Here is a 21,813-nt window from a genome sequence, read left to right on the forward strand (position 1 = left end):
TTGTGGAAAGGAGTCCACCATGACAACCGCCCACCCCTCCGACCGGAGCTTCGCCGACCGCGACGACCGTCGCTACGCGGGCACCGCGGTCCAGAAGGCCGCGCTCATCTCCGGCATCGTCTTCCTCGTCGTCGGCCTCGCCGGGTTCATCCCGGGCCTGACCACGAACTACGGCGACATGTCGTTCGCCGGCCATGACTCGATGGCGATGCTGCTCGGCATCTTCCAGGTGTCCGTGCTCCACAACATCGTCCACCTGCTCTACGGGGTCGCCGGTCTCGCCTTCGCGACCTCTCGGTTCGGCTCCAGGAACTACCTGGTCGTCGGCGGGATCGTCTACGCCGTGATCTGGGTGTACGGGCTGTTCTTCAGCGGGGACCATCCGGCCAACTTCGTGCCGCTGAACTCGGCGGACAACTGGCTGCATCTCATCCTGGCCGTCGGGATGATCGCCCTGGGCGTCTTCCTGAGCCCGCGCGGCGCCGGTGCCGACCGGCCCGCCACGCGGGTCTGAGGCCGGGCCGATGGGGGACAGCACGCTCCGCTTCATCCGCGACGGGTACCTGTTCGGGACGCGTGGCTTCCGCGCGGCCGGGAGCGACCGTTTCCGCACCCGGCTGCTCGGCCGGCCCGTCCTCGTCATGCGCGGTGCGGAGGCCGCCCGTTTCTTCTACGAGGGAGGCCGCTTCCGCCGCGCAGGCGCGATGCCGCGGTCCGTGCTGACGCTGCTGCAGGATGTGGGCAGCGTCCAGTCGCTCGAGGGCGACGCGCATCGGCGGCGCAAAGAGCTCTTCCTCGGACTGCTGCGCGGCGAGTCGGGCGAAGCGCTGGCTCAGCGTTGCGGAGTGGAGCTGCGACGTGCGGCGGACGCATCCGGTGGCGACGATGTCGTGCTCCTCGACCTCTTCCACGACGTGCTCACCCGAGCGGTGACGGCGTGGGCCGGACTTCCGGCCGACGTCGCCGGGGACCTGCGGAGGACGGGGGTGCTCGCCAGGATGGTGGACGCCGCGGGCACGGTCGGGCCGGAGAACTGGATGGTCCGCACGCAGCGCTCCCGGGCCGAGCGGCTGCTGGCCGGCGCCGTCGTGCGGGAGCGGACGGAAGCGGCGGCGCCGGCGGGGTCGGCGCTCGCCGTGGTGTCCGCGTACACCGAACCCGATGGCCTCGGGGCTTCGGCGCCGCTCCCTCCCCGGGTCGCGGCGGTCGAGCTTCTCAACCTGCTGCGCCCCACCGTCGCCGTCGGGAGGTATCTCACCTTCGCCGCGCTCGCGCTGCATCGCCACCCCGGCTGGCGTGACGACCTCGCCGCCGGTGACGACGCCGCGGTGCGCTGGTTCGCGCAGGAGGTGCGCCGGTTCTACCCGTTCTTCCCGGCGATCGGCGGCCGCGCGACACGCGACCTCACCTGGGAGGGCGAGCAGGTGCGCCGTGACGACTGGGTGCTGCTCGACCTCTACGCGACGACGCACGACCCCGCGATCTGGGACCAGCCGGAGCGGTTCCTGCCCCAGCGGTTCGACGGGATGGTGGTCGAGCCGAACACGCTCATCCCGCAGGGCGGTGGAAGCTACGCCGAGGACCACCGCTGCCCGGGCGAGCCGGTCACGGTGGACCTGATCGAGCTCGGGCTCCGCCTGCTCGCCCGCGAACTGACGTACGACGTCCCCGACCAGGATCTGCGGATCAGCCTGCGTACCTTCCCGGCGCGGCCCCGGAGCGGCTTCGTCGTGCGCGGCCTGCGTGCGGCCGAGCGGGCGGCCGCATGACGCTGGACGCGGAGTACGTCCTCCCCTTGCGCTGGGAGCACGATGGCGGTCTCGGCGAACTCGTCGCCTACCTGGAGAGCCTCCGCGATCTGATCGACGTGACGGTCGTGGACGGTTCGGCCCCCGACCGCTTCGCCGCGCACGCGCGGGCTCTGCCGGCGGGCGTGCGGCACCTCCCGGCCGAGCCGCGCCCCGGCCGGAACGGAAAGGTCGCCGGGGTGATGACCGGCCTCCGCACGGCACGGCACGACCGCGTCGTGCTGGCCGACGACGATGTGCGCTACGACGCGGGCGCGCTGCGAGCGGTGGTGGGGATGCTGGATGCGGCCGACCTCGTCCGGCCGCAGAACGTGTTCGTCCCGGCGCCGTGGCACGCCCGCTGGGACACGGGGCGCAGCCTCCTCAACCGGGCGCTCGGGCACGACTACCCCGGCACCCTCGCTGTGCGGCGGCGCCTCGTCATCGCGGCGGGCGGGTACGACGGCGACGTGCTGTTCGAGAACCTGGAGCTGATCCGCACGGTCGAGGCGATGGGCGGCCGCGTGCTGGCCGCCGACGGGATCGGCGTCGCGCGTCGGCCTCCCAGTGTCCGCCACTTCGTCGGCCAGCGCGTGCGCCAGGCCTACGACGACTTCGCGCAGCCCGCGCGGCTCGCGGCAGAACTCGCCGTGCTGCCGCTCGCCCTGCTCGCCCTCCGCCGTCCGCGTCGCCTGCTGATGGGGGCGGCCGCGGTCGTGGCGCTCGCCGAGGCGGGGCGTCGGCGAGCCGGGGGCCGGACCCTGTTCCCGCCGACCGCCGCCCTGTGGGCTCCGCTCTGGCTCGCCGAGCGCGCCGTGTGCGTGTGGCTGGCGGTCGGCGCACGCGTGCGCGGCGGTGTCCGCTACTCGGACGGCCGCCTCCTCCGCGCCGCCACACCGCCGCGCGAACTGCATCGCAGGCTCGCGGACGCACCGAAGCGGCGCCCTGGCAACCACTTGACCGACCGCCGCTCCGCCGGTTCGGTCGAAGCATGACACCACGCATCACCCCGCGGGGGCCGGTGAGCGAGGCGCTGCTGGAGGCGCTGCAGTCCGACCCGTCCGCACCATCCGACCATCTCGGCCGATTCGCCGCCCTCACCGCCGAGGCGCTCGACGCCGGCCCCGACCTCCTCACCGACGAGGACCTCCAGATGACCCTGTTCGTGCTGTACGGACTCCACTACGGCGACACGGTCGACGCCGACGACGAGTGGGAGTGGAACCCCGAGCTCCTGCGCACCCGTCGCAGCATCGAGCGGGTCTTCGAGCGGCAGCTGCGCGAGCGCGTCCCCGTCGGCGAACCGCCCGAGCCGACCGCCGACGCCGTCGCGGCGTACCTGTTCGAGCTGACCTCGGAGGACGGCGGTCCGAGCCTGTCCCGGTTCCTCGCCAAGAAGGCGACCGAGGAGCAGGCCGTGGAGTTCGTCATCCACCGCTCCATCTACACCCGCAAGGAGGCGGACCCGCACTCGTGGGCGATCCCGCGGCTGTCCGGCCGGCCCAAGGCCGCCCTGGTGGAGGTGCAGGCCGACGAGTACGGCGCCGGACGGCCGGAGCGCATCCACGCCGAGATCTTCGGTCAGACGATGCGCGGTCTCGGGCTGGACGACTCCTACGGCGCGTATATCGACCGCGTCCCGGCGATCACACTGGCCTCGTTCACGATGATGTCGATGTTCGGCCTGAACCGGAGCCTGCGCGGCGCGATCACCGGGCACCTGGCGGCGTTCGAGATGACGTCGTCCATCCCGAACCGCTTCTACGGCAACGGGTTCCGCCGCCTCGGCCACGGCGAGGACGTCACCTGGTACTACGACGAGCACGTCGAGGCGGATGCGGTGCACGAGCAGATCGCCGGTCGCGACCTCGCGGGCGGTCTCGCGGAGCAGCAGCCCGACCTGCTGCCGGACATCGTCTTCGGTGCGGCGGCCTGCCTCTACGTCGACGGTCTCGCCGGCCGGCACATGCTCGAGTGCTTCGAGGCGGGCCGCAGCTCGCTGCGCGAGCCCGTGGGGGTGCCCGCATGACCGCGCACGAGGACCAGCCGGTGATCGTCGCCTGCCCCGACGGTCCCCTGCTCGTTCGTGGGCACATCGACCTGACGACCCCCGACGGCACGCCGATCGAACAGCACCGCCGTACGGTGGCGCTGTGCCGCTGCGGGGTCTCCACGATCAAGCCGTTCTGCGACGGCAGCCACAAAGCGGTGCACTTCCGCACGGACACCTGACCGCGACCATCGCACAAGGAAGAGGAGCAACAATGTCCGACCCCCAGAACACCGACGGCGACCGCCACGACGAGAACACCGCGGCCGAGCAGCAGATCGTCGACAAGCCGTCTCAGGCGGAAGGCGACGAAGGCGACAGCGACAACGGATAGGGTTCCTGCATGACGACGGAGCATACGACGCTCGGCGAGCGCATCGCCGACCTGGCCTCGTCCGACGGCGTGACCGTCGCGGTCGCCGAATCGCTCACCAGCGGCGCGATCGCGTCCGCGCTCGGTGCCTCCCCGCAGGCCGGCGACTGGTTCGCCGGCGGGGTGGTCGCCTACTCCGAGCACGTCAAATTCGACGTGCTCGGAGTCACGCCCGGTCCGGTGATCACCGCGGAGTGCGCCCACCAGATGGCGTCGGGCGTCGGCCGGCTGCTCAGCGCCGACCTGGTGGCGGCGGTCACCGGCGCCGGCGGCCCGGGCCCCGAGGAGGGCCGCGAGCCGGGCACGGTCTTCCTCGCGCACGGGCGCCCCGACGCTCCCCGCGTCGAGGAGCTGCACTTCGACGGCCGGCCGGAGGAGGTCGTGACGGCGACCGTGGGGGCCGCGCTCGATGCGGTGCGGCGCGACCTGGAGGAGCTGCGCGGATGAGCGAGGGCACGGACGCCGACCCGACCGACGGCCGCGACGAGACACCGACCCAGCGGGCGGACCGCAACTGGAACGAGCTGCTGCAGGAGTTCCGCGTCTTCCAGACCGGGACGCAGATCCTCGCCGCCTTCCTGCTGACTCTCCCCTTCCAGCAGCGCTTCACGAAGCTGCCGCCGGTGGATGTGGTGGTCTACCTGGTCCTCGTCTTCCTCGCGGTCATCGTCACGCTGTTCGCCCTCGCGCCGGTCGCACTGCACCGGCTGCTCTTCCGCCAGCGCGCCAAGGCGGAACTCGTGGGTTTCGGCAGCAAGATCCTCATCGTCTGCCTTGCGGCCGCCTCCCTGCTGTTCACCGGCATCGTGCTGTTCATCGTCGACTTCCTGCTGGCGCCCCCGGCGGGCATCATCGCGGCCAGCTGCGTCTTCGTGGTCGTGCTCGTCATCTGGGTGGTGCTGCCGCTGGTGATCCGGGCGCAGCGGAAGGGGCGCCGGCAGGCCGGTACCTCCTGAGCACCGGCACACCGCACAGACGAAACCGGCCCCGCCCCTCCGTGCGCGTTCGGGTCGCCACGGCGGGTCGGGGCCGGCGGTTCGGGGAACGCCCTACGGCGTCGGCATCCCGCCGGTGACGGCGAGGGTCTCGCCGATGACGTAGCTCGACTCGGGCGACGCGAGGAACACGTACGCGGGCGCCAACTCGGCGGGCTGGCCGGGGCGCCCGAGCGGGGTCTGCTGCCCGAACTCGGGGATCGCCTCGGCGGGCTGACCCTTGCTCACCTGCAGCGGGGTCCAGATCGGTCCCGGCGCGACCGCGTTCACGCGGATCCCCTTCGGGGCCAGCTGCTGGGCCAGCGCCTTCGTGAAGGCGTTGATCGCCGCCTTGGTCGTCGCGTAGTCCACGAGCTGCTCGCTCGGCTGGTACGCCTGGATGGACGTGGTGTTGATGATCGTCGCCCCCGCCGGCAGGTGCGGCAGCGCCGCACGCGTCAGCCAGAACATCGCGTAGACGTTCGTCTTCATGGTGTGGTCGAACTGGTCGTCGGGGATATCGGTGAGGCTCTCCATGGAGATCTGCTTGCCGGCGTTGTTGACCAGGATGTCGATCCCGCCGAGCTCGTCGAGGGCGCGCTTCACGACCTCGTCGCTGAACGCCCGCTCTTTCAGGTCGCCGGGGATGGTGACGGCTGTGCGTCCGGCGTCGCGGACGAGGCCCGCGATGCGCTGCGCGTCCTCCTCCTCCTCGGGAAGGTGGACGATCGCGACGTCGGCGCCTTCGCGCGCGAACGCGATGGCCGTGGCCGCGCCGATCCCGGAGTCTCCGCCGGTGACGACGGCCTTGCGCCCGGTGAGGCGTCCGTTGCCGACGTAGCTGTCCTCGCCCAGGTCCGCGGACGGCTGGAGGTCGCTCTCGAGGCCCGGCTCGGGCACCTGCTTCTCGTCCGGCTGGATGGCGGGGTAGCGGTCGACGGGGTTGTCGAAGGTGAACTGGTTCTCAGGCATGCCGCCACGCAACCACGCGCACGCGCGCTCGTTCAGGGGGATGCGCGCGCCCGCATCCCGGAGTACGCCTCCCGCCCCTCCCCCCTCCCTCCCCGGCCGACGCCCCTTCTCGTCGAAGTGCACGTTGTTGCGCACCTCCACGGCGTGTCGGCCACAACAACGTGCACCTCGGCGAGAAGGCCAGGGGGGAGGGGGAGGGGGGAGGGGGCGCCCCGGACGGCATCGCCCTCGCGCCCGCGGCCCGCCGCAGCGCGCCGACCTCCCGCACCTCGACATCGTCGCCAAGCGTGAGATCCCGCTGGTGCTGCTCAACCGCCTCGTGGACACGGTGGAGGCCGACGCCGTCGTCATCAACAACCGGGATGCTGTCGCTCGCCGACCCGCCGACCGCGATCTTCGCCACCGAGACGGATGCGCTCACCGGCTCCCTGCGCGCGCTGCGCCAGCGAGGCCTCCGCTGCCCGGAGGACGTCTCGCTGATCGGCTTCGACGACAGTTCGTGGGCGAGCGTCATGACACCGCCGATGTCGGTCGTCGCGCAGCCCATGCACCAGCTCGGCGAGCTGACCGCCGAGTGCCTGCTCGCCCGCGTCGCGGGCAGCGACGCGCCCGCCGCCACCCACGTCCTGGAGGCGGACTTCATCGAGCGCGACTCCGTCGCCGGGCCGCGCCAGCGTCCGTAGCCCGCACCCGCCTCCGCCCCCCCCTCCACCCTCCGTCCCTTCGCACGATTTGTGCCAAATCGCGGTTATCGCCGCCCCATAACGACGATCTGGCACAAATCGTGGCCACCCCCCGCCACGCCCCCAGCGCGGGCGCGCGATTCGTCACGAATCGTCGCTCCCGGCGGACCAGCCGGGCATCCGCTGCTCTACGCCGTGCTGTTCCTGGCGGGACCGGGTTTCGCCCCGTCCCTCGCCGCGCTGTACGCGATGGTGTCCGCGGCGCTGCCCGAGGCATCCACCCCGGAGGCGTTCGGCTGGCTGAACACCGCGGGGCTGGTGCGCGGCGCGACCGGGATGGCCGTGCCCGGTGTGCTGGGGGATGCGCTGGGCGCGCCGGGACCGTTCGTCGCGGCGACCGCCGCCTCCGTCGTCGCGGCGCTGCTGCCGCTCGCGCCGGGCCTGCGCCCGCGCCGGGTGCGCGGACGCGACTGCTGCGCCCGGTAACGTCTGCGCCCGCTCGCGCAGCCGCAGACGTGACGGGATGCCGCACTCACGCCCGGCGCGCGCAGGTCAGTGCGCGAGCGTCGCGGCGGGCGCCTCTCCGTACTGCTCGCGGTAGCGGCGCGCGAAGCGGTCGGCGTCCGGGAACCCCCACCGAGCGGCCAGGTCCGTCAGGTCCGTCGTGACGGGGTCGGAGACGAGGAGGTCGGTGCGCGCCGCCGAGAGCCGGACCGTCTGCAGGTGGGCGCGTGCGCTGGTGCCGCCGTGCGACCGGAACGACGAGTTCAGCTGGGCGATCGTCGCGCCCACCGCCCCGGCGATGTCGGTGACCGTGATCGGGAGGGAGGCGTGGTCCTCGATGAAGCGGACCGCCGCGCGATACGTCTCGCGCTGGCCGGCGGGGCTCAACGGCCGCTCGCGCGGGTCGCCGTTCAGTGGGAAGCATTGCAGAGCCGCCATCGAGAGGGTGTGGAACAGGCTGGCCCGGACCAGCGGGTGACGGAACGTGCCGGACTGCACGTACTCCGCAGCCACCGTCGCGGCTGTCATCATGTAGGCCGCCTGGCGAGGGCTGTTCGTCTCCGGGCCGTCGAACACCACGGTCAGGTCCTCGTCGCCGTACGTGGTGCGTGCCACATCCTGCAGCAGCGCAGGCGGCAGGAAGATGTCGACGATGTCCGCATCCTCGGCGAAGCACGTGAAGTCGTGCCCGGGCCGGATGAGGAACGGCGAGCCCGGCGCGACGCCCCGCTTGCCGTCGATGTCCCAGAGGTAGCTGCCGCGCGTCACGTTGACGATGACGATGTCGTCGAAGTCGCCGGATGCCTCCCACTCGCCGCCGATGCTGAACTGGCCGATCGAGAACGACGGGTCGACGGCCTGATCCACCGAGAACGAGAAGCCCCCGTCGGGCTCCGAGGCGAACGCGAACCGGCCGCCCGCGGCGGCGAGCAGTGCATCGGCCTCCGCCGGCTCCGACGTCCGGCTGTGCAGCCGGGTGAAGTCAGCCATCGTTCCACGCTACCCCGGGCGTCGTGTGATCGCGAGCGTCCCGCAGCCCCTGCCGGGCAACCCTCAGTCGGCGTGGCCCAGTACGTGCACCGGGATGCCGAACGACAGTGCGATGCACAGGATGCCCGCGAAGAACACGAGCCCCTGGAACGCAGGGAGGGTGTCCGCCAGCCCCAGCAGGAAGATCCCTACGAGGAACAGCAGGAAGCACAGGATGAACGCGATCACATCGCCCATGTCAGCTCTTCTTCCGTTTCGCCGCCGTCTCGCGACGGTTCGCCTTCTTGATCTCGTCGACCAGTTCGTCCTTGGTCATGCGGGTGCGGCCCGAGATGTCCAGACGCTTGGCCACGTCGAGCAGGTGCGACTTCGACGCGTTGGCGTCGACGCCCTCCTGCGTCTTCGCACGCGTGCCGCGTCCGCCCGCCGCCTTGCGGTCGGACGGTCCGTTCTTCGACTTGCGCTCCCAGTGGTCGCCGACCTTCTCGTACTCGTGCTTGAGCGCGGAGAACGCGGTGCGGTGGGCGCGCTCGCCCTCGCCGTACTCCTGCACGGCCGAGTCGTGCGCCTTCGACCAGAGCGCCTGCGCGTGCTTCTCCGACCGTTCGAGCGTCGAGGGGAGCTCCTGTGAAGCGGGCATGATCCTGTGGTACTCCTTCCGCTGCGAGTGGGGCTAGTACTTCTCCTCCACAGCTACGCCTCTTGCGCGTGTTTTCAACGGGGGACGGAGTCGCTGAGATCCGGCTCGACGACGTACCCGTCCCCGCGATCCAGGATCCGACGGACGCGATCGTCCGCACCACCACCGCGTCAGCGGGTCGCGGGGGGATCGAAGGCGTGAGCGGTCAGCGGCAGAACGGTGACTGTCATCCACTCTCTCAGCGGCAGGGTCTCGAGCAGAGCCCAGAGGGCGTTCTCGTCGTCGGCTTCCCAATGCCCTATCGTGACGGGTCGCCGGTCACGGGTGGTGCGCCACAACCGGTGCACGTGACCGGCGTCGCTGAGCCGGCGGATCCGGGCGCCTTCGCGGGCCGTGAGTTCCGACTTCCGCTCATCGGGCATCTCCTCGGGCAGGTGAGTGTGCTTCTCGACGAGGAATTCCACGTCAGATTCCTCTTCCAACGTTCGTCGTGGCCTCGTGCATCGGCCGACGGCTGCCGTGGTGGGGTTGGTCGTGGTGCGGGAACCGGATTCGTAGGATCGCCGATCCGGCCGCGGCGAGGAGGACGAGTGCGGCTCCGACGAGGAGGGCGATCCGGTAGCCGCCGCCGAGGGTCGGCGCGACGATCAGCGGTCCGGCGACTTGTCCGATCCCGTATCCGGCGGTGAGGATCGCGATGGCGGAGGGCACTTTCAGGTGCCGCCCGGTCGCCAGCGACAGGGTGGTGATGCCGACGAAGGTGGCCCCGAACAGGATTGCGGAGATCACGCCCGCGAACGCCGACGGTGAGAGGGCGGGCAGGGCGATGCCGATGGCTTGGAGGATGAGCGCAGCGGTGACCAGGGTCGGCCGCGACATGCGTGTGCTCAACCAGGTCCACAGAGCACAGGAGGGGACTGCGGCCGCCCCGACGATCGTCCAGACGCTGCTGGAGAGCCAGACGGGGCCTGTCGCGGTGACGGCGGCGACGAGGAAGGTTCCCGCGACGATGTAGCCGGCGCCCTCGAGGAAGTACGACACCGCCAGGGCGGCGAACCATCTCCCGTGCGGTGTCCGCTCGGCGCGAGCGGCGTCCGCGTTTCGTGTGGAGTTCTGCCGCTGCTCACGGGGTTCACCGATGAACCAGCCGGCCGCGAGCAGCAGCGCCGTCAGAGCGGCAGCCGAATACCAGGAGGCCTGCCAGTCGCTGATCGCACCGACGACGGCGATCAGGATCCCGGAGACCGCGATCCCCGCGCCGACACCCCCGTAGGCCCAGCCGACCATGTGGGGCCGGCTGCTGGCCAATTCGGCCAGGATCGTGTTGCCGGCGACCATGAAGATCACAGCACTGGCCACCCCGGCCACCCCGCGGATGCCGGTCCACGCGACCATGTTGTCCGTGAGCGGCATCAGCAGCAGGGTGAGCACGAGCACGACCCCGCCGACTCGGGCGGCGACCCGACTGCGGCTGATGACAGGGAACACGATTCCGAGGATCGCGCCGAGCAGATAGCCGAGGTAGTTGCTGGTCGCCATCACGCTGGCCTGTGCCGGCAGCAGATGCGCTTGCGCTTCCATCAGGGGCAGCACCGGGGTGAACACGAACCGGCCGACTCCCATCGCCGCCGCCAGCGCGGCACCGGACTGGGCCGCCACCAACCATCCCGTGCGCACCGGGGACCGTTCGATCGTGACTGACACCGCACCTCCAAACCTGGATGAACGAGGTCCACAATAACATGGACCTCGTGGGTCTATGATTGGGGAATGGAGTTGCCGCAGACGATCGAGTGGGGCCTGCACTGCTGCTGGCTCCTGGCCCAGAGCGATGGCACCCGCCCGCTCCCGCGGCGTCTGCTGGCGGAGTTCTTCGACCTTCCCGAGCCGTATCTGGCGAAGATGCTCAAGCAGCTCGTGACCGCTGAGATCCTCCGCTCCGTGCCGGGTATCACCGGCGGCTACCTGCTCGCCCGGCCAGCGGGGAAGATCAGCGTGCTCGACGTCGTGCGGGCCCTGCGCCGGGAGAGCAGCATGTTCCACTGCGCCGAAATCCGCCAGAACGGTCCTGTCGGCCTCACCCCGCAGCAGTGCACGACACCGTGCGGGATCGCGAAGGTCATGCACCAGGCCGAACTCGCCTGGCGAGCCGAGCTGGGTGCCACCACCATCGCCGACCTCATCGACGCCGCCGCGCCCGCCTCACAGGACCGGGCACGCAGATGGCTCGGCGACCGGGCCCGGCCCGAACTCCTGACCTCGGAAGGATGACCGCATGGACGCACCCGCTGACGTCCGGCCGGTGACGGTGACCCTGATCGGTGGGCCGACCGTCTTGATCGAGCTGGGCGGGCTGCGTTTCCTGACCGACCCCACGTTCTCCGGGCCCGGGCCGCAGGGCCGGCTGACCAAACTCACCGGCCCGGCTCTGACCGCGGGCCAGGTGGGCCGGATCGATGTGGTGCTGCTCTCGCACGACCAGCACCCGGACAACCTCGACACCGCCGGTCGTGCCTTCCTTCCCGAAGCCGGGCTCGTACTCTCCACCCCGGATGCTGCGGAACGGCTCGGAGGCAACGTGGTCGGTCTGAGGCCGTGGCATCACACCGAGGTGGATCGCGACGAGCGCGGCCCGATCACGGTGATCCCGGTTCCGGCGGCGCACGGCCCTGAGGGCACGGAGGACTCTTCCGGGCAGGTGATCGGGTTCGTCCTGACCGGCCCGGACATCCCGACCACCTACGTCAGCGGCGACAACGCCTCCCTCCGCGTGATCGAGGAGCTCGCGCACCATCTGGGGCCGGTCGAAGTCGCAATTCTCAACGCCGGTGCCGCGAAAGCCTCCCGGATCGACGGGTACGTGTCGCTGACCAGCCGGCAGCTTCGCGACGCCGCCCGGATCTTGAACGCGCGCGCCATCATCCCCGCTCACATGGAAGGGTGGGCGCACTTCACCGAAGGCCCGGACGCGATCAGCGCTGCCTTCGCCGACCTGGAGCCGACACCGCTGATCCTCCTGGCTCCGGGCGGGAGCGTCACGCTCTGACACCGTTGCGAGAGGACATCGACCGTGAGCCCTGTCCGGCTCGAGAACGGTCCGTCGGTCGCCGATCAGCCGATCTGCGGCGCGGCCACGAGCCGGTGGCCGACGGGCCCTTCTGCGTCGAATGCGTCCAGAGGTGCGACGGGGAGGCCGAGCGCGTGAGCAACAGCGACCTCGGCGGACGCACCGCGGGATCGATGCCATCCTGGGAGGACGCAGACAGCGTCTGCGGTGCGGGCGATGAAGTCCAGGTCGTCCGCGAACGCTGTCCGCAGGTCGAAGTTCCGTTCGCTGAGGGTTTCGTGCCCGCTCCACCCGGCACCGTCGAAGCCGAGGGCGCGGTCGTTATCCGCCGGGTTGAAGCACTCGTGCCCCAGCGCGCGTAAGACGGTGGCGGCGTGGTCGAAGGCGGGGAAGTTGAACTCCGGTATGCCGCGCATTCGTCCGGCGATATAGATCCGCATTCACCGGCCGCCCGAACTGGCCGACCGGCGGGCGGCGAGTCGCCGAGCCCGCATCCGCGCCCCGCATCGCGGTGAACACCAGATCCGGCGGCGATGGTCCTGGAGGAACATGCGGTCGCAGTCCTCGGCAGCGCATGTGCGCACGAGGGCGGCGTCGGTGGACGCGAGGAAACGGATGGCCTCGACCGCGATCGCTGCGATCGGAGAGGGGGCGCCCGCCGAGACCACCTGCAGGGTGCGGTTACCGGCCAGCGAGACGGTGACCGGGGTGGCGGCCGCTTCATTGACCCGGTCCAGGGCATCGGCCGGCAACGGGGATTTCGTCCCGATCGCCGAGAGGAGTTCCCGCACGGCAGCACGCAGAGCCGTGAACTCCGCCCACCACGTCGAGGGAGCCTGTCGCACAGGCCGGGAACGGAGCGCGTGGACGTGCAGCCAGGCTTCCAGCGAGGCGTCGTCGGAGACCTGATCGAACTCGCCCGAGGATCCGGTGACCAGCGTGTTGACCACACTCAGGGCCACGGAGCGTTCTTCTCCGTAGGCGGGTCGGTGTTCCGCGTTCACTGCATGCCTCCCGTATTCGATCCACCGTAGCGGGGACAGCACCTGAACGGTCCCTCATCGAAATTGCTAACGGTAACAATAGTAGTTTACCGTGAGCGCATGACTGATATCGAGCAGATGACACCGATCGCGGATGCGGTCGCCCAGCTTCCCGTGGCCGATCCGGACAACGCGTTCGGCCGTGAACGGTCCGAACTGCGCACCAGGGCGGTCACTGCGGGCGCGAAGCCGGGCAGCGTCTTCCCGGACCCGCCTTTGCTGAGCGCGCACGGCACTCCCACCACGCTGAGCGCGATCCGCAATGGGGAATCTGCAGTCGTGGTGCTCTATCGGGGAACGTGGTGCCCGTTCTGCAACATCGCCCTACGCGTGTACCGGGACGAGCTCGGGGCGGCGCTGAGCGAGCGGCTCATTCAGTTGGTGGCGGTGAGCCCCCAGCACCCGGACGGGTCCTTGACGATGCAGGAGAAGCACGACCTCGACTTCCCCGTCCTCTCCGACCCGGGCAACCAGATCGCTCGCGGCCTCGGCGTTCTGACCCGCCCCTCCGGCGATGCCCGCGAACTGCAGCTGGAGCACGGACTGGACCTGACGGCGGTCAACGCGGACGGCACGATCGACCTGCCGATGCCGACCGTCGCGATCGTCGACGCGGCGGGTCTGCTGCGGTGGATCGACGTGCACGCCGACTACTCGACGCGTACCGAACCGGCTCAGGTCCTCCACGCCATCGAGGAGCTGGGCCTGTGACCGCCGGGGGGACGGGCGTGCTGACGGGTCGGACGGCCGTCGTCACCGGCGCCGGTCGCGGCATCGGCCGGGCCACCGCGATCACGCTCGCCCGCGCCGGGGTGGGCGATGTCGTCCTCATCGCTCGCACCGGCGACCAGTTGGAGGCCACCGCCCGCCTGGTCGAGGACGCCGGCGCGCACGCACATGTGATTCCCGCGGATCTGATCCAGGTGACGCAGCTCGAGGACCTCATCCCCGAACTGCACCGGACGGTCGGCCACGTCGACATCCTGATCAACAATGCCGGCATGGTCGCCCCACTGGGACCCACCGCGACCCGGTCCGCTGCGGCCATGCTCGACGCTTTCCGGCTGAACACACTCGCCCCGACCCTTCTGGCCGGTGGCTTGCTGTCCGGCATGGTCGAGCACGGCTGGGGCCGGATCGTGAACGTGTCCAGCGGTATCGTCGCCCACCCTGCCCAGATGATCGCCGGCAGCACCTATGCCGCAACCAAAGCCGCGTTGGAGGCCCAGACGATCAGCATGGCCGCCGAATACGCCGGCACCGGCGTCACGATCAACGTCTACCGTCCAGGCGGGGTGGACACCGCGATGCAGGAATGGATCCGCACCCGGGACCCGGACCAGATCGGCCAGGCCTTGCACGACCGGTTCGTCGGCAACCACGCCTCCGGGACCCTCCTCGCTCCCGAGGTGTCAGCTGGGGCACTCGTCGCACACCTGAACCGTGAGGAGACCGGGCAGATCTGGGATGTCACCGACCCGACCTGACCGGCGCCCAGAACTCGAGTGCCGTGGAGGAGGCACAGCCACACCGCCGGTCGGGTTTTCGGGCTCCGGGTGGCCGCGGGTGAGTACCGTGGGAGGGTGAGCGCCCACCGAGACCCCCTGCCGACCCCCGCAGCCGTGGTCACGGTGGACACCGGGGCCGCCGGCGGCACCGGGCCCGTCTTCGTCCTGGTGCACGGCATCGGGGTGAGCTCGCGGTACTTCGAGCGGCTGGTGCCGGCGCTCGCCGAGGAGGGGCGCGTGATCGCGGTCGACCTGCCGGGCTTCGGCAAGGCGCGCTCGTTGCGCCCGAAGGCCGGGTTCTCGATCGAGGAGTTCGCGGACGCGGTCGCGCTGGCGCTCGACGGTCTCAGCGTGTCCGAAGCGGTCATCGTCGGGCATTCGATGGGCACGCAGGTCGCCGTCTGCCTGGCCGATCGGCGGCCCGGCCTCGTCCGCGCCCTGGCGCTGCTCGGCCCCGTGATGGCCCCGGAGGACCGCAACCCGCTCCGCGCCGGTGCGCTCCTCGGCCTCGACACGCTGCGCGAGGACGCCCGGGGCAACCGCATCGTCATCGGCGACTACCTGCGCTGCGGCGTCCGCTGGTACCTGGCGACGCTCCCGGCCATGCTCGGCTACGAGACCGAGCGGGAGGTCGAGCGGGTGCGCGTCCCCACCATCGTGGTGAGCGGCGCCCGCGATCCGATCGCCCGCGACGACTGGGTGGATGCGCTCGCCGGGCGTTCCGGGGGCCGTGCCGCCCGTGTGCCGGGCGTCGCCCACCTCGTGATGCACGGTGCGCCGTGGCGCACCGCCGAGCTCATCGCGAGCCTGGTCGCGACGCCGGGAAGCGATACCGCGCCGGAACGAGACGCGACCCGATGAAGCGCACCCTGCTGCGGCGCGCCGGCGTGGTGGTGCTCGACTACGTCTACGCCGGTCGCTACCAGCTGCGTGCCCTGCTCGACCGCAGCACGCCCGACGCGCTCGTCGCCGGCGCGGGCTCGAAGGCCCCGGTCGTCCTGCTCCCCGGAATCTTCGAGACCTGGCGGTTCCTGCGCCCGCTGACCCGGCACATCCACGCCGCCGGGCACCCGGTGCACGTCGTCACCGCCCTGGAGGACAACCGCATGTCCGTGCCGGAGGCGGCGGCTCTCGTGAACCGTCACCTCGAGGAGCGCGACCTGACGGACGTCGTCGTGGTCGCCCACAGCAAGGGCGGCCTCGTCGCCAAGTACCTGATGGGCATGCCGGACTCCGGGCCGCGCATCCGCAGCGCCGTCACCGTCGCCACGCCGTACGCGGGCTCGTCGCTGGCGCGGTTCATCCCGCTGCCCAGCGTGCGGGCCCTGATGCCGGACACACCCGGGATCGTCCGGCTGGCGCTCAGCCGGGCGGTCAACGCGCAGATCGTGTCCGTCTGGGGCTGGTTCGACCCGCACGTGCCCGCAGGAAGCCGGCTCGACGGCGCACGCAACATCGAACTGGACGTGGGCGGCCACTTCCGCATCCTCGCCCGCCCGGAGCTCCTGGCCATCGTGGACGAGGTGCTCGGCGACCTCCCGCCCGCCGCCCTCCCGCCCGACTGACGTCTGTCGCTCCTCCGGCGCCCGGCGCTACCCTTCGCGCAACGACAGGGGATCAGCCGGGAGGCACCATGCTCCAGCACCACCGAACCACCGCGGCCCGCACCGCGGCCGTCCTCGCCGCCACCGTCCTGCTGCTCGCCGGGTGCGCGGGCACCCCGAGCGGCGCCGCCGTGGTCGGCCGCTGGGGGTCGACGTCGTCCGGGCAGCCGAACCTCGACATCCAGAACGACGGCACGTTCGCCGGGAGCGACGGCTGCAACCAGCTGAGCGGCCAGGGACAGGTCGACGGCGACGAGATCACCTTCGGCGCGATCGCCTCCACGATGAAGCACTGCGAGGGAGTCGACACCTGGCTGAGCAAGGCCGCGACCGGCAACGTCACGGGCGACACGATGACCGTCCTCGACACCGGCGGCAGCACCATCGGCACGTTGAAGCGTTCCGGGTCCTGAATCCGGGCACTGTCTTTCGCGGTCTCGACGGGCGTGATTAGCGTGTCCCGTGCCACGCCGGGCCAGGGCACGGCCGACGCGGTGGCGGACCGGGGGAACCTCGCGCCAGCCGGGAACGTGCCGCCGAGGAGTGAACGAACCCATGACCATCGCAGAGCCCGGAGAGAAGTCCGCCGCGTCGTCGTCGCCCAGCACCGCCTTCACGGGCATCAACGACCGCACCCAGCTGAACCCGATCTTCGCCCGTCCCGGTGAGGACACCGACCTGCCCGTCGACCGCATCCCGGACAGCGAGTCGCTGCCCGAGACGGCGTACCAGATCGTGCACGACGAGTCGATGCTCGACGGTAACGCGCGCCTCAACCTGGCGACGTTCGTGGGCACCTGGATGGACGACCACGCCGCCCGGCTGTACGCCGAGTCCGCCGACAAGAACATGATCGACAAGGACGAGTACCCCCAGACGGCCGCCATCGAGACCCGCTGCTGGAAGATCATCGCCGGCCTGTGGAACGCACCCGACCCCGAGAAGGCGATCGGCACCTCCACCATCGGCTCGTCCGAGGCGTGCATGCTCGGCGGCCTCGCCCTGAAGCGGCGCTGGCAGCAGGCCCGGCGCGCCGCCGGCAAGCCGACGGACCGGCCGAACCTCATCATGTCGAGCGCCGTCCAGGTGTGCTGGGAGAAGTTCTGCAACTACTGGGACGTCGAAGCCCGCTACGTGCCGATCAGCGACGAGCACAAGGTGCTCGACGGCCACGACCTCGAGAAGTACGTCGACGAGAACACCATCGGTGTGGTCGCGATCATGGGGGTCACCTACACCGGGATGTACGAACCGGTCGCGGAGATCTCGAAGGCTCTCGACCGCATCCAGGCCGACACGGGACTCGACATCAAGATCCACGTCGACGGCGCCTCCGGCGGGATGATCGCGCCGTTCCTGCAGAAGGACCTCGAGTGGGACTTCCGCGTCGACCGGGTCGTCTCGATCAGCACCTCCGCCCACAAGTACGGCCTGGTGTACCCCGGGCTCGGCTGGGTGGTCTGGCGCACGGTCGACGACCTGCCTTCCGACCTCGTGTTCGACGTGACCTACCTCGGCGGCCACATGCCGACCTTCGCGCTCAACTTCTCGCGCCCGGGCGCGCAGGTGCTGCTGCAGTACTACCTGTTCCTCCGCCTCGGGTGGGACGGCTACTACCGGGTGCAGAAGGCGTCGCAGGATGTCGCCCTCTACCTCTCCGGCGAGATCGCCAAGATGCCCGCCTTCGAGCTGTGGAACGACGGCTCCGACATCCCCGTCTTCGCCTGGCAGCTGAAGAAGGGCCACACCGACAAGTGGAACCTCTACCACCTGTCCGAGCGGCTCCGCCTCAAGGGCTGGCTCATCCCGGCCTACCCGATGCCGGACGACATCGCCGACCTGACGGTGCAGCGCATCGTCGTGCGCAACGGCCTCAGCCGCAACCTGGCCGAGTCGCTGGTGGTCGACATCCGGGAGGCCGCCGACTACCTGGACCGCCTCGAGGCGCCCATGCCCGTCGAGGGCCAGGTGCAGTCCTTCACCCACTGAGTCCCATCAACCGACCACTTTCCACCACCTTCATCGACGAGCGGGGAGCGAATCATGACGGCAACGAGCGAGCCCGGCGAGGCCGCGGCTCGGCAGACACGGGCTGACGGAACGTCGGCGCCTTCCCCCGACCACGTGAAGCCGCATCCTTTCGACGCGGTTCCGCACAAGCCGGCCATCGGTGCCCCGGGCACCACCGCGACGAAGTTCATGAGCCTGACGCAGCTGGCGATGCTGACGGTGGTCGCCGTCGCCTCGCTGAGGAGCCTCCCCGCCATGGCGGGTTTCGGCCTCGGCTCGGTGACGCTGTTCATCATCCCGGCGATCTTCTTCCTGATCCCGGTCGCACTGGTGGCGGCGGAGCTGGCGACCGGCTGGAAGGGCGGCGTCTTCACCTGGGTCCGGATGGCCTTCGGCGAGAGGTGGGGCTTCCAGGCGATCTGGCTGCAATGGGTGCAGAACGTGGTCTGGTATCCGACTCAGATCGCCTTCATCGCGGCGTCGCTGGCCTTCGTGTTCCTCGACCCGAACCTGGCGAACTCCGGCTTCTACACGGCGGTCGTCATCCTGGTCATCTACTGGTTCTCGACGTACATCACGCTGCGCGGCGGGAACCTGTTCGCGAAGGTCGGCTCGTGGTCGGGCCTGGCGGGGACGATCTTCCCGGGCGTGCTGCTCATCCTGTTCGGCGTCATCTGGCTCGGGACGGGCCATACGAGCGAGACGCCGCTGACCGCCTCGGCCATCATCCCGCCCTTCACGGGCATCGCCTCCATCGTGCTCATCGTCTCCAACGTGCTCGCCTACGCGGGCATGGAGGTGAACGCCGTGCACGCGAACGACCTGAAGAACCCCGGCAGCGGATACCCGAAGACGGTGCTCATCTCGTCCATCCTCATCCTGGGCATCTTCATCTTCCCGACCATCGCGATCTCGGTCGCGGTGCCGTCGTCGGAGCTGGGGCTGACCACAGGCATCAACCTCGCGTTCAAGACGTACTTCGACGCCTGGGGGATGGACTGGGCGGTGCCGCTGATCTCGCTGCTGATCGCCCTCGGCGCGTTCGCCTCGGTCGTGACCTGGATCGCCGGGCCCTCCCGCGGCCTCCTCGCCGCGGCCCGCTCCGGCTACCTGCCGGTGTTCCTGCAGCGACGGAACAAGGCAGGTGTGCAGGTCGGCATCCTGAACGTGCAGGGCATCGTGGTGACGCTGCTCGCGGCGCTGTTCATCTTCGTGCCGAACATCAACACCGCGTTCATCCTGCTGGTGGACATGGCTGCGGCGCTGTACCTGATCATGTACATGTTCATGTTCGCGGCCGCCATGCGCCTGCGGCGGACGCACCCGCAGGTGGTGCGCACGTACCGCACTCCGGCGATGGGCCTGATCGCAACGGTCGGCTTCCTCGCCTGCTTCGCGGCGTTCGCGCTCGGCTTCGTGCCGCCCGCGGGCTTCGCGGCGGGGGCTCCGGGGTGGGCGTACCCGCTGCTGGTGGCGGTCGTCGTCGTCATCCTGGGCGTGCCGCCGCTGATCTTCTACGCGATCCGGCACCCCTCCTGGGATCAGCGGACCCCGGCGGAGAAGGAGACCTTCGACGACGTGCTGGTGAACCCCGGCCAGACCGCCGCGCCGCCCGGGGCGTCAGCCGCGCCGCCGGCGACGCCGCCCGCGCCGCCCGCGCCCCCGCGGCCCGGGCCCGCTGCCGGCCCGGTCTGACCGGAGCCTGCGCCCGGGCGCCGCGCCCGCGACGCTGCCCGTCGGCGCCGAGCGGTGACCGTACGTCACCACTCGGCGCCGATTCGCGCATCCACTCTCGGTTCGCTGCTCGGGCGCGCCGCCGGGGCGCTGGTGCCGCGACACGTGATTCGTGCCGAATGTCGCTCGCGCTTGCGACTCCGTGAGGCAGGAGGTGTTGCGCGATGTGTGCCAGATGTCGGTTATCGGGCGGTCAGAACCGCGATGTGTGCCAGATGTCGCACGCACAGGCCCGGCACGGCCCCGCGCTCAGCGCGTCGGCGCCGCCGCTCGCTCGAAGTAGGAGGGCGTGGCGAGGTCCTCGAGGAGCGTCGGGCCGGCGGGTTCCCAGCCCAGGCGCTGCCGCGTGAGCGCGCTCGACGCCGGGATGTCGAGCCCGAAGAAGGCGCCGATCCAGCCGAAGTGCGCCTCCACGTCGGCCGGGTCGATGGAGGCGACGGGAACGCCGGCGCCCCGTCCGATCGCCTCGGCGATGGCTCGCGAGGGGACGCCCTCCTCCGCCACCGCGTGCACGATCCGCGCCGCTTCGGGGTCGGCCAGAGCGAGTGCGACCAGGCGGCCCGCGTCCCGCCGGTGGACCGCCGGCCAACGGCTGGACCCGTCGCCCACGTAGCCGGCGACGCCCGTCGCCCGCGCGACGCGAACGAGCTCCGCCGTGAAGCCGTGGTCGCCGTCGCCGTGGACCGTCGGTGCGAAGCGCAGCGCCACCGGGCGGATGCCGCGGTCCACGGATTCCAGCGCCAGGGGCTCGACGCCGCCGCGCGGCGCGTCGGGTCCGCTGAACGGGGAGCGGTCCTCCTCCGTCACCACGCGGCCGGGGGCGAGCAGCGCCACCCCCGACGCGAACAGCAGCGGCTTGCCCGTCCCATCCAGCGTGTCGAGGAACGTCTCCATGACGGCACGCTCCGTGCGCCCGGAGGCGGCGTAGTCGCTGAAGTCGTGCTTGAACGCCAGGTGGACCACGGCGTCCGAGGATGCTGCCGTCGACGCGAGGACGTCGAGCGTGTCGAGGTCCCCCCGGACGGCGTCGGCTCCGGCAGCCCGGACGGCCTCGGCCGACCGGTCGGAGCGGGCGAGGCCGACGACCTCGTGCCCGGCTGCGATGAGTTCTGGCACGACGGCGGACCCGATCCAGCCGGATGCTCCTGTGACGAATACGCGCATGATGCGCTCCCTTCGGTGCTTCGACTCAGTGATGTCAGTTAGTGACGTCACTTACTGACATCACGATAGCACTCATGTCAGGCGCTGTCATCACTACACTGGTGGCATGGGACGCTGGGAGCCGGGAGCTCGTGAACGCCTCGCGGGCGCCGCGATCGAGCTCTACGGCGACCCCGGGTACGAGCAGACGACGGTGGCCGACATCGCCGCCCGCGCAGGTGTGACCGAGCGGACCTTCTTCCGCTACTTCGCCGACAAGCGCGAGGTGCTGTTCGCGGGCTCGGACCTCTTCCAAGAGGGCGTGCTCACCGCGATCGCCGCCGCCCCGTCCGGGGCCTCCCCGCTGGATGCCGCCGCTGCCGGCTTCGAGGCGGCCGGCGGGATCCTGCAGAGCCAGCCGGACCCGCAGTTCCCACGTCGCCGCGCCGCCGTGATCGCGGCGAATCCCAGCCTCCGGGAGCGCGAACTGCTGAAGCTCGCAACGGTCGGCGCCGCCGCCGCCCGCGCCCTCCGGGACCGCGGCGTCGACCCGGTGGAGGCCTCGCTCGCCGCCCAGGTCGCACAGGCCGCCTTCCACCTGGCCTTCGAGCGCTGGGTGGCGTCCGACGAGCCGCTCGATCTGCCCGAGCTGGTGCGCGACGGCATCGCCCGCTTCCGCGCGCTGCGCTGACGCGCATCCACCCCGCCCGGGCCCGGCCCACCCGCTCCTC

Annotated in this window: 28 protein-coding genes; 19 read left to right on the forward strand and 9 right to left on the reverse strand. The window is 70.9% G+C overall.

Features of this window, described 5'->3' with window-relative positions:
• Nucleotides 1-19: 19 nt before the first annotated feature.
• From ACR9Y5_RS01040 to ACR9Y5_RS01070, 7 genes are all read left to right on the forward strand, one after another.
• On the forward strand, nucleotides 20-514 hold the full coding sequence (locus ACR9Y5_RS01040) for a DUF4383 domain-containing protein (RefSeq protein WP_481296199.1): 495 nt from the start codon (nucleotides 20-22) through the stop codon (nucleotides 512-514).
• A gap of 10 nt (nucleotides 515-524) precedes the next feature.
• A complete protein-coding gene (locus ACR9Y5_RS01045; RefSeq protein ID WP_481296200.1) occupies nucleotides 525-1,769 on the forward strand; it encodes a cytochrome P450 in 1,245 nt (414 codons plus the stop codon).
• Nucleotides 1,766-2,782 carry a glycosyltransferase family 2 protein gene (locus tag ACR9Y5_RS01050; RefSeq protein WP_481296201.1) on the forward strand — a complete coding sequence of 339 codons (1,017 nt, stop codon included), beginning with the start codon at nucleotides 1,766-1,768 and terminating at the stop codon, nucleotides 2,780-2,782. Before ACR9Y5_RS01045 ends, ACR9Y5_RS01050 begins: the two co-directional genes overlap by 4 nt.
• Nucleotides 2,779-3,816 (forward strand): iron-containing redox enzyme family protein, encoded by a 1,038-nt coding sequence (locus ACR9Y5_RS01055; RefSeq protein WP_481296202.1) that lies wholly within the window; start codon nucleotides 2,779-2,781, stop codon nucleotides 3,814-3,816. Before ACR9Y5_RS01050 ends, ACR9Y5_RS01055 begins: the two co-directional genes overlap by 4 nt.
• Nucleotides 3,813-4,019, forward strand: a complete 207-nt coding sequence (locus tag ACR9Y5_RS01060; RefSeq protein WP_481296203.1) for a CDGSH iron-sulfur domain-containing protein — start codon at nucleotides 3,813-3,815, stop codon at nucleotides 4,017-4,019. The genes ACR9Y5_RS01055 and ACR9Y5_RS01060 overlap by 4 nt, the downstream gene beginning before the upstream one ends.
• A 161-nt stretch (nucleotides 4,020-4,180) precedes the next feature.
• The gene (locus ACR9Y5_RS01065; RefSeq protein WP_481296204.1) at nucleotides 4,181-4,657 is read left to right on the forward strand and encodes a CinA family protein; all 477 of its coding nucleotides are present in this window, start codon (nucleotides 4,181-4,183) and stop codon (nucleotides 4,655-4,657) included.
• Complete coding sequence (locus tag ACR9Y5_RS01070; RefSeq protein ID WP_481296205.1) at nucleotides 4,654-5,166, forward strand: DUF6328 family protein; 513 nt, start codon at nucleotides 4,654-4,656, stop codon at nucleotides 5,164-5,166. The genes ACR9Y5_RS01065 and ACR9Y5_RS01070 overlap by 4 nt, the downstream gene beginning before the upstream one ends.
• A gap of 93 nt (nucleotides 5,167-5,259) precedes the next feature.
• Here ACR9Y5_RS01070 and ACR9Y5_RS01075 read toward each other — a convergent pair whose 3' ends face one another.
• A complete protein-coding gene (locus ACR9Y5_RS01075; protein ID WP_481296206.1) occupies nucleotides 5,260-6,156 on the reverse strand; it encodes a glucose 1-dehydrogenase in 897 nt (298 codons plus the stop codon).
• A gap of 362 nt (nucleotides 6,157-6,518) precedes the next feature.
• Between ACR9Y5_RS01075 and ACR9Y5_RS01080 the strand changes: the two genes are divergently transcribed.
• Entirely contained in the window at nucleotides 6,519-6,839 is a 321-nt protein-coding gene (locus tag ACR9Y5_RS01080) for a substrate-binding domain-containing protein (RefSeq protein ID WP_481296207.1), read from the forward strand.
• Between the two features lie 195 nt (nucleotides 6,840-7,034).
• A complete protein-coding gene (locus ACR9Y5_RS01085; protein WP_481296208.1) occupies nucleotides 7,035-7,325 on the forward strand; it encodes a hypothetical protein in 291 nt (96 codons plus the stop codon).
• A 66-nt stretch (nucleotides 7,326-7,391) separates the two neighbouring features.
• On the opposite strand, the gene ACR9Y5_RS01090 is transcribed toward ACR9Y5_RS01085, so the two are convergent.
• The 5 genes from ACR9Y5_RS01090 to ACR9Y5_RS01110 all read right to left on the reverse strand — a co-directional run bounded on the left by ACR9Y5_RS01090 (nucleotide 7,392) and on the right by ACR9Y5_RS01110 (nucleotide 10,677).
• A complete protein-coding gene (locus ACR9Y5_RS01090) occupies nucleotides 7,392-8,333 on the reverse strand; it encodes a helix-turn-helix transcriptional regulator (RefSeq protein ID WP_481296209.1) in 942 nt (313 codons plus the stop codon).
• A 63-nt stretch (nucleotides 8,334-8,396) separates the two neighbouring features.
• A complete protein-coding gene (locus tag ACR9Y5_RS01095; RefSeq protein ID WP_310132241.1) occupies nucleotides 8,397-8,570 on the reverse strand; it encodes a hypothetical protein in 174 nt (57 codons plus the stop codon).
• Between the two features lies 1 nt (nucleotide 8,571).
• Entirely contained in the window at nucleotides 8,572-8,973 is a 402-nt protein-coding gene (locus tag ACR9Y5_RS01100; RefSeq protein WP_481296210.1) for a ChaB family protein, read from the reverse strand.
• A 170-nt stretch (nucleotides 8,974-9,143) separates the two neighbouring features.
• Entirely contained in the window at nucleotides 9,144-9,437 is a 294-nt protein-coding gene (locus ACR9Y5_RS01105; RefSeq protein WP_481296211.1) for a muconolactone Delta-isomerase family protein, read from the reverse strand.
• Nucleotide 9,438: 1 nt separating this feature from the next.
• A complete protein-coding gene (locus ACR9Y5_RS01110) occupies nucleotides 9,439-10,677 on the reverse strand; it encodes a YbfB/YjiJ family MFS transporter (RefSeq protein WP_481296212.1) in 1,239 nt (412 codons plus the stop codon).
• Nucleotides 10,678-10,743: 66 nt separating this feature from the next.
• Here ACR9Y5_RS01110 and ACR9Y5_RS01115 point away from each other — a divergent pair, with 66 nt between their 5' ends.
• The gene (locus ACR9Y5_RS01115) at nucleotides 10,744-11,244 is read left to right on the forward strand and encodes an RrF2 family transcriptional regulator (protein ID WP_481296213.1); all 501 of its coding nucleotides are present in this window, start codon (nucleotides 10,744-10,746) and stop codon (nucleotides 11,242-11,244) included.
• A gap of 4 nt (nucleotides 11,245-11,248) precedes the next feature.
• Nucleotides 11,249-12,019, forward strand: a complete 771-nt coding sequence (locus ACR9Y5_RS01120; RefSeq protein WP_481296214.1) for an MBL fold metallo-hydrolase — start codon at nucleotides 11,249-11,251, stop codon at nucleotides 12,017-12,019.
• 65 nt (nucleotides 12,020-12,084) lie between these two features.
• On the opposite strand, the gene ACR9Y5_RS01125 is transcribed toward ACR9Y5_RS01120, so the two are convergent.
• Both ACR9Y5_RS01125 and ACR9Y5_RS01130 read right to left on the reverse strand, forming a co-directional pair.
• Entirely contained in the window at nucleotides 12,085-12,480 is a 396-nt protein-coding gene (locus tag ACR9Y5_RS01125; RefSeq protein ID WP_481296215.1) for a DUF4406 domain-containing protein, read from the reverse strand.
• Nucleotides 12,481-13,002, reverse strand: coding sequence for a CGNR zinc finger domain-containing protein (locus tag ACR9Y5_RS01130; RefSeq protein ID WP_481296216.1), 522 nt, complete (start codon nucleotides 13,000-13,002; stop codon nucleotides 12,481-12,483).
• Between the two features lie 141 nt (nucleotides 13,003-13,143).
• On the opposite strand from ACR9Y5_RS01130, the gene ACR9Y5_RS01135 reads away from it, so the two are divergent.
• The 7 genes from ACR9Y5_RS01135 (at nucleotide 13,144) to gadC (ending at nucleotide 19,900) form a co-directional block, all read left to right on the forward strand.
• Nucleotides 13,144-13,794, forward strand: a complete 651-nt coding sequence (locus ACR9Y5_RS01135; RefSeq protein ID WP_481296217.1) for a peroxiredoxin-like family protein — start codon at nucleotides 13,144-13,146, stop codon at nucleotides 13,792-13,794.
• Complete coding sequence (locus tag ACR9Y5_RS01140) at nucleotides 13,791-14,570, forward strand: SDR family NAD(P)-dependent oxidoreductase (RefSeq protein WP_481296218.1); 780 nt, start codon at nucleotides 13,791-13,793, stop codon at nucleotides 14,568-14,570. The genes ACR9Y5_RS01135 and ACR9Y5_RS01140 overlap by 4 nt, the downstream gene beginning before the upstream one ends.
• Before the next feature lie 96 nt (nucleotides 14,571-14,666).
• Nucleotides 14,667-15,452, forward strand: coding sequence for an alpha/beta fold hydrolase (locus ACR9Y5_RS01145; protein WP_481296219.1), 786 nt, complete (start codon nucleotides 14,667-14,669; stop codon nucleotides 15,450-15,452).
• Entirely contained in the window at nucleotides 15,449-16,156 is a 708-nt protein-coding gene (locus ACR9Y5_RS01150; RefSeq protein WP_481296220.1) for an esterase/lipase family protein, read from the forward strand. Before ACR9Y5_RS01145 ends, ACR9Y5_RS01150 begins: the two co-directional genes overlap by 4 nt.
• Nucleotides 16,157-16,224: 68 nt before the next feature.
• Nucleotides 16,225-16,608 carry an META domain-containing protein gene (locus ACR9Y5_RS01155; protein ID WP_481296221.1) on the forward strand — a complete coding sequence of 128 codons (384 nt, stop codon included), beginning with the start codon at nucleotides 16,225-16,227 and terminating at the stop codon, nucleotides 16,606-16,608.
• A gap of 142 nt (nucleotides 16,609-16,750) precedes the next feature.
• Complete coding sequence (gene gad / locus ACR9Y5_RS01160; RefSeq protein ID WP_481296222.1) at nucleotides 16,751-18,184, forward strand: glutamate decarboxylase; 1,434 nt, start codon at nucleotides 16,751-16,753, stop codon at nucleotides 18,182-18,184.
• A 54-nt stretch (nucleotides 18,185-18,238) separates the two neighbouring features.
• On the forward strand, nucleotides 18,239-19,900 hold the full coding sequence (gadC, locus tag ACR9Y5_RS01165) for a glutamate/gamma-aminobutyrate antiporter GadC (protein WP_481296223.1): 1,662 nt from the start codon (nucleotides 18,239-18,241) through the stop codon (nucleotides 19,898-19,900).
• Between the two features lie 288 nt (nucleotides 19,901-20,188).
• Here the strand turns inward: gadC and ACR9Y5_RS01170 are convergent, their stop codons facing one another.
• A complete protein-coding gene (locus ACR9Y5_RS01170) occupies nucleotides 20,189-21,103 on the reverse strand; it encodes an SDR family oxidoreductase (RefSeq protein ID WP_481296224.1) in 915 nt (304 codons plus the stop codon).
• 106 nt (nucleotides 21,104-21,209) lie between these two features.
• Here ACR9Y5_RS01170 and ACR9Y5_RS01175 point away from each other — a divergent pair, with 106 nt between their 5' ends.
• The gene (locus ACR9Y5_RS01175) at nucleotides 21,210-21,773 is read left to right on the forward strand and encodes a TetR/AcrR family transcriptional regulator (RefSeq protein WP_481296225.1); all 564 of its coding nucleotides are present in this window, start codon (nucleotides 21,210-21,212) and stop codon (nucleotides 21,771-21,773) included.
• Nucleotides 21,774-21,813: the final 40 nt, after the last annotated feature.

It is taken from the genome of Leifsonia sp. KNZ13-11D, assembly GCF_056754895.1.

What these genes read in the sequence shown, in the direction of transcription:
- ACR9Y5_RS01040 (WP_481296199.1), top strand. Translation starts at nt 20, where the DNA reads ATGACAACCGCCCACCCCTCCGACCGGAGCTTCGCCGACCGCGACGAC.
- ACR9Y5_RS01045 (WP_481296200.1), top strand. Translation starts at nt 525, where the DNA reads ATGGGGGACAGCACGCTCCGCTTCATCCGCGACGGGTACCTGTTCGGG.
- ACR9Y5_RS01050 (WP_481296201.1), top strand. Translation starts at nt 1,766, where the DNA reads ATGACGCTGGACGCGGAGTACGTCCTCCCCTTGCGCTGGGAGCACGAT.
- ACR9Y5_RS01055 (WP_481296202.1), top strand. Translation starts at nt 2,779, where the DNA reads ATGACACCACGCATCACCCCGCGGGGGCCGGTGAGCGAGGCGCTGCTG.
- ACR9Y5_RS01060 (WP_481296203.1), top strand. Translation starts at nt 3,813, where the DNA reads ATGACCGCGCACGAGGACCAGCCGGTGATCGTCGCCTGCCCCGACGGT.
- ACR9Y5_RS01065 (WP_481296204.1), top strand. Translation starts at nt 4,181, where the DNA reads ATGACGACGGAGCATACGACGCTCGGCGAGCGCATCGCCGACCTGGCC.
- ACR9Y5_RS01070 (WP_481296205.1), top strand. Translation starts at nt 4,654, where the DNA reads ATGAGCGAGGGCACGGACGCCGACCCGACCGACGGCCGCGACGAGACA.
- ACR9Y5_RS01075 (WP_481296206.1), bottom strand. Translation starts at nt 6,156, where the DNA reads ATGCCTGAGAACCAGTTCACCTTCGACAACCCCGTCGACCGCTACCCC.
- ACR9Y5_RS01080 (WP_481296207.1), top strand. Translation starts at nt 6,519, where the DNA reads ATGCTGTCGCTCGCCGACCCGCCGACCGCGATCTTCGCCACCGAGACG.
- ACR9Y5_RS01090 (WP_481296209.1), bottom strand. Translation starts at nt 8,333, where the DNA reads ATGGCTGACTTCACCCGGCTGCACAGCCGGACGTCGGAGCCGGCGGAG.
- ACR9Y5_RS01095 (WP_310132241.1), bottom strand. Translation starts at nt 8,570, where the DNA reads ATGGGCGATGTGATCGCGTTCATCCTGTGCTTCCTGCTGTTCCTCGTA.
- ACR9Y5_RS01100 (WP_481296210.1), bottom strand. Translation starts at nt 8,973, where the DNA reads ATGCCCGCTTCACAGGAGCTCCCCTCGACGCTCGAACGGTCGGAGAAG.
- ACR9Y5_RS01115 (WP_481296213.1), top strand. Translation starts at nt 10,744, where the DNA reads ATGGAGTTGCCGCAGACGATCGAGTGGGGCCTGCACTGCTGCTGGCTC.
- ACR9Y5_RS01120 (WP_481296214.1), top strand. Translation starts at nt 11,249, where the DNA reads ATGGACGCACCCGCTGACGTCCGGCCGGTGACGGTGACCCTGATCGGT.
- ACR9Y5_RS01125 (WP_481296215.1), bottom strand. Translation starts at nt 12,480, where the DNA reads ATGCGGATCTATATCGCCGGACGAATGCGCGGCATACCGGAGTTCAAC.
- ACR9Y5_RS01135 (WP_481296217.1), top strand. Translation starts at nt 13,144, where the DNA reads ATGACTGATATCGAGCAGATGACACCGATCGCGGATGCGGTCGCCCAG.
- ACR9Y5_RS01150 (WP_481296220.1), top strand. Translation starts at nt 15,449, where the DNA reads ATGAAGCGCACCCTGCTGCGGCGCGCCGGCGTGGTGGTGCTCGACTAC.
- ACR9Y5_RS01155 (WP_481296221.1), top strand. Translation starts at nt 16,225, where the DNA reads ATGCTCCAGCACCACCGAACCACCGCGGCCCGCACCGCGGCCGTCCTC.
- gad (WP_481296222.1), top strand. Translation starts at nt 16,751, where the DNA reads ATGACCATCGCAGAGCCCGGAGAGAAGTCCGCCGCGTCGTCGTCGCCC.
- gadC (WP_481296223.1), top strand. Translation starts at nt 18,239, where the DNA reads ATGACGGCAACGAGCGAGCCCGGCGAGGCCGCGGCTCGGCAGACACGG.
- ACR9Y5_RS01170 (WP_481296224.1), bottom strand. Translation starts at nt 21,103, where the DNA reads ATGCGCGTATTCGTCACAGGAGCATCCGGCTGGATCGGGTCCGCCGTC.
- ACR9Y5_RS01175 (WP_481296225.1), top strand. Translation starts at nt 21,210, where the DNA reads ATGGGACGCTGGGAGCCGGGAGCTCGTGAACGCCTCGCGGGCGCCGCG.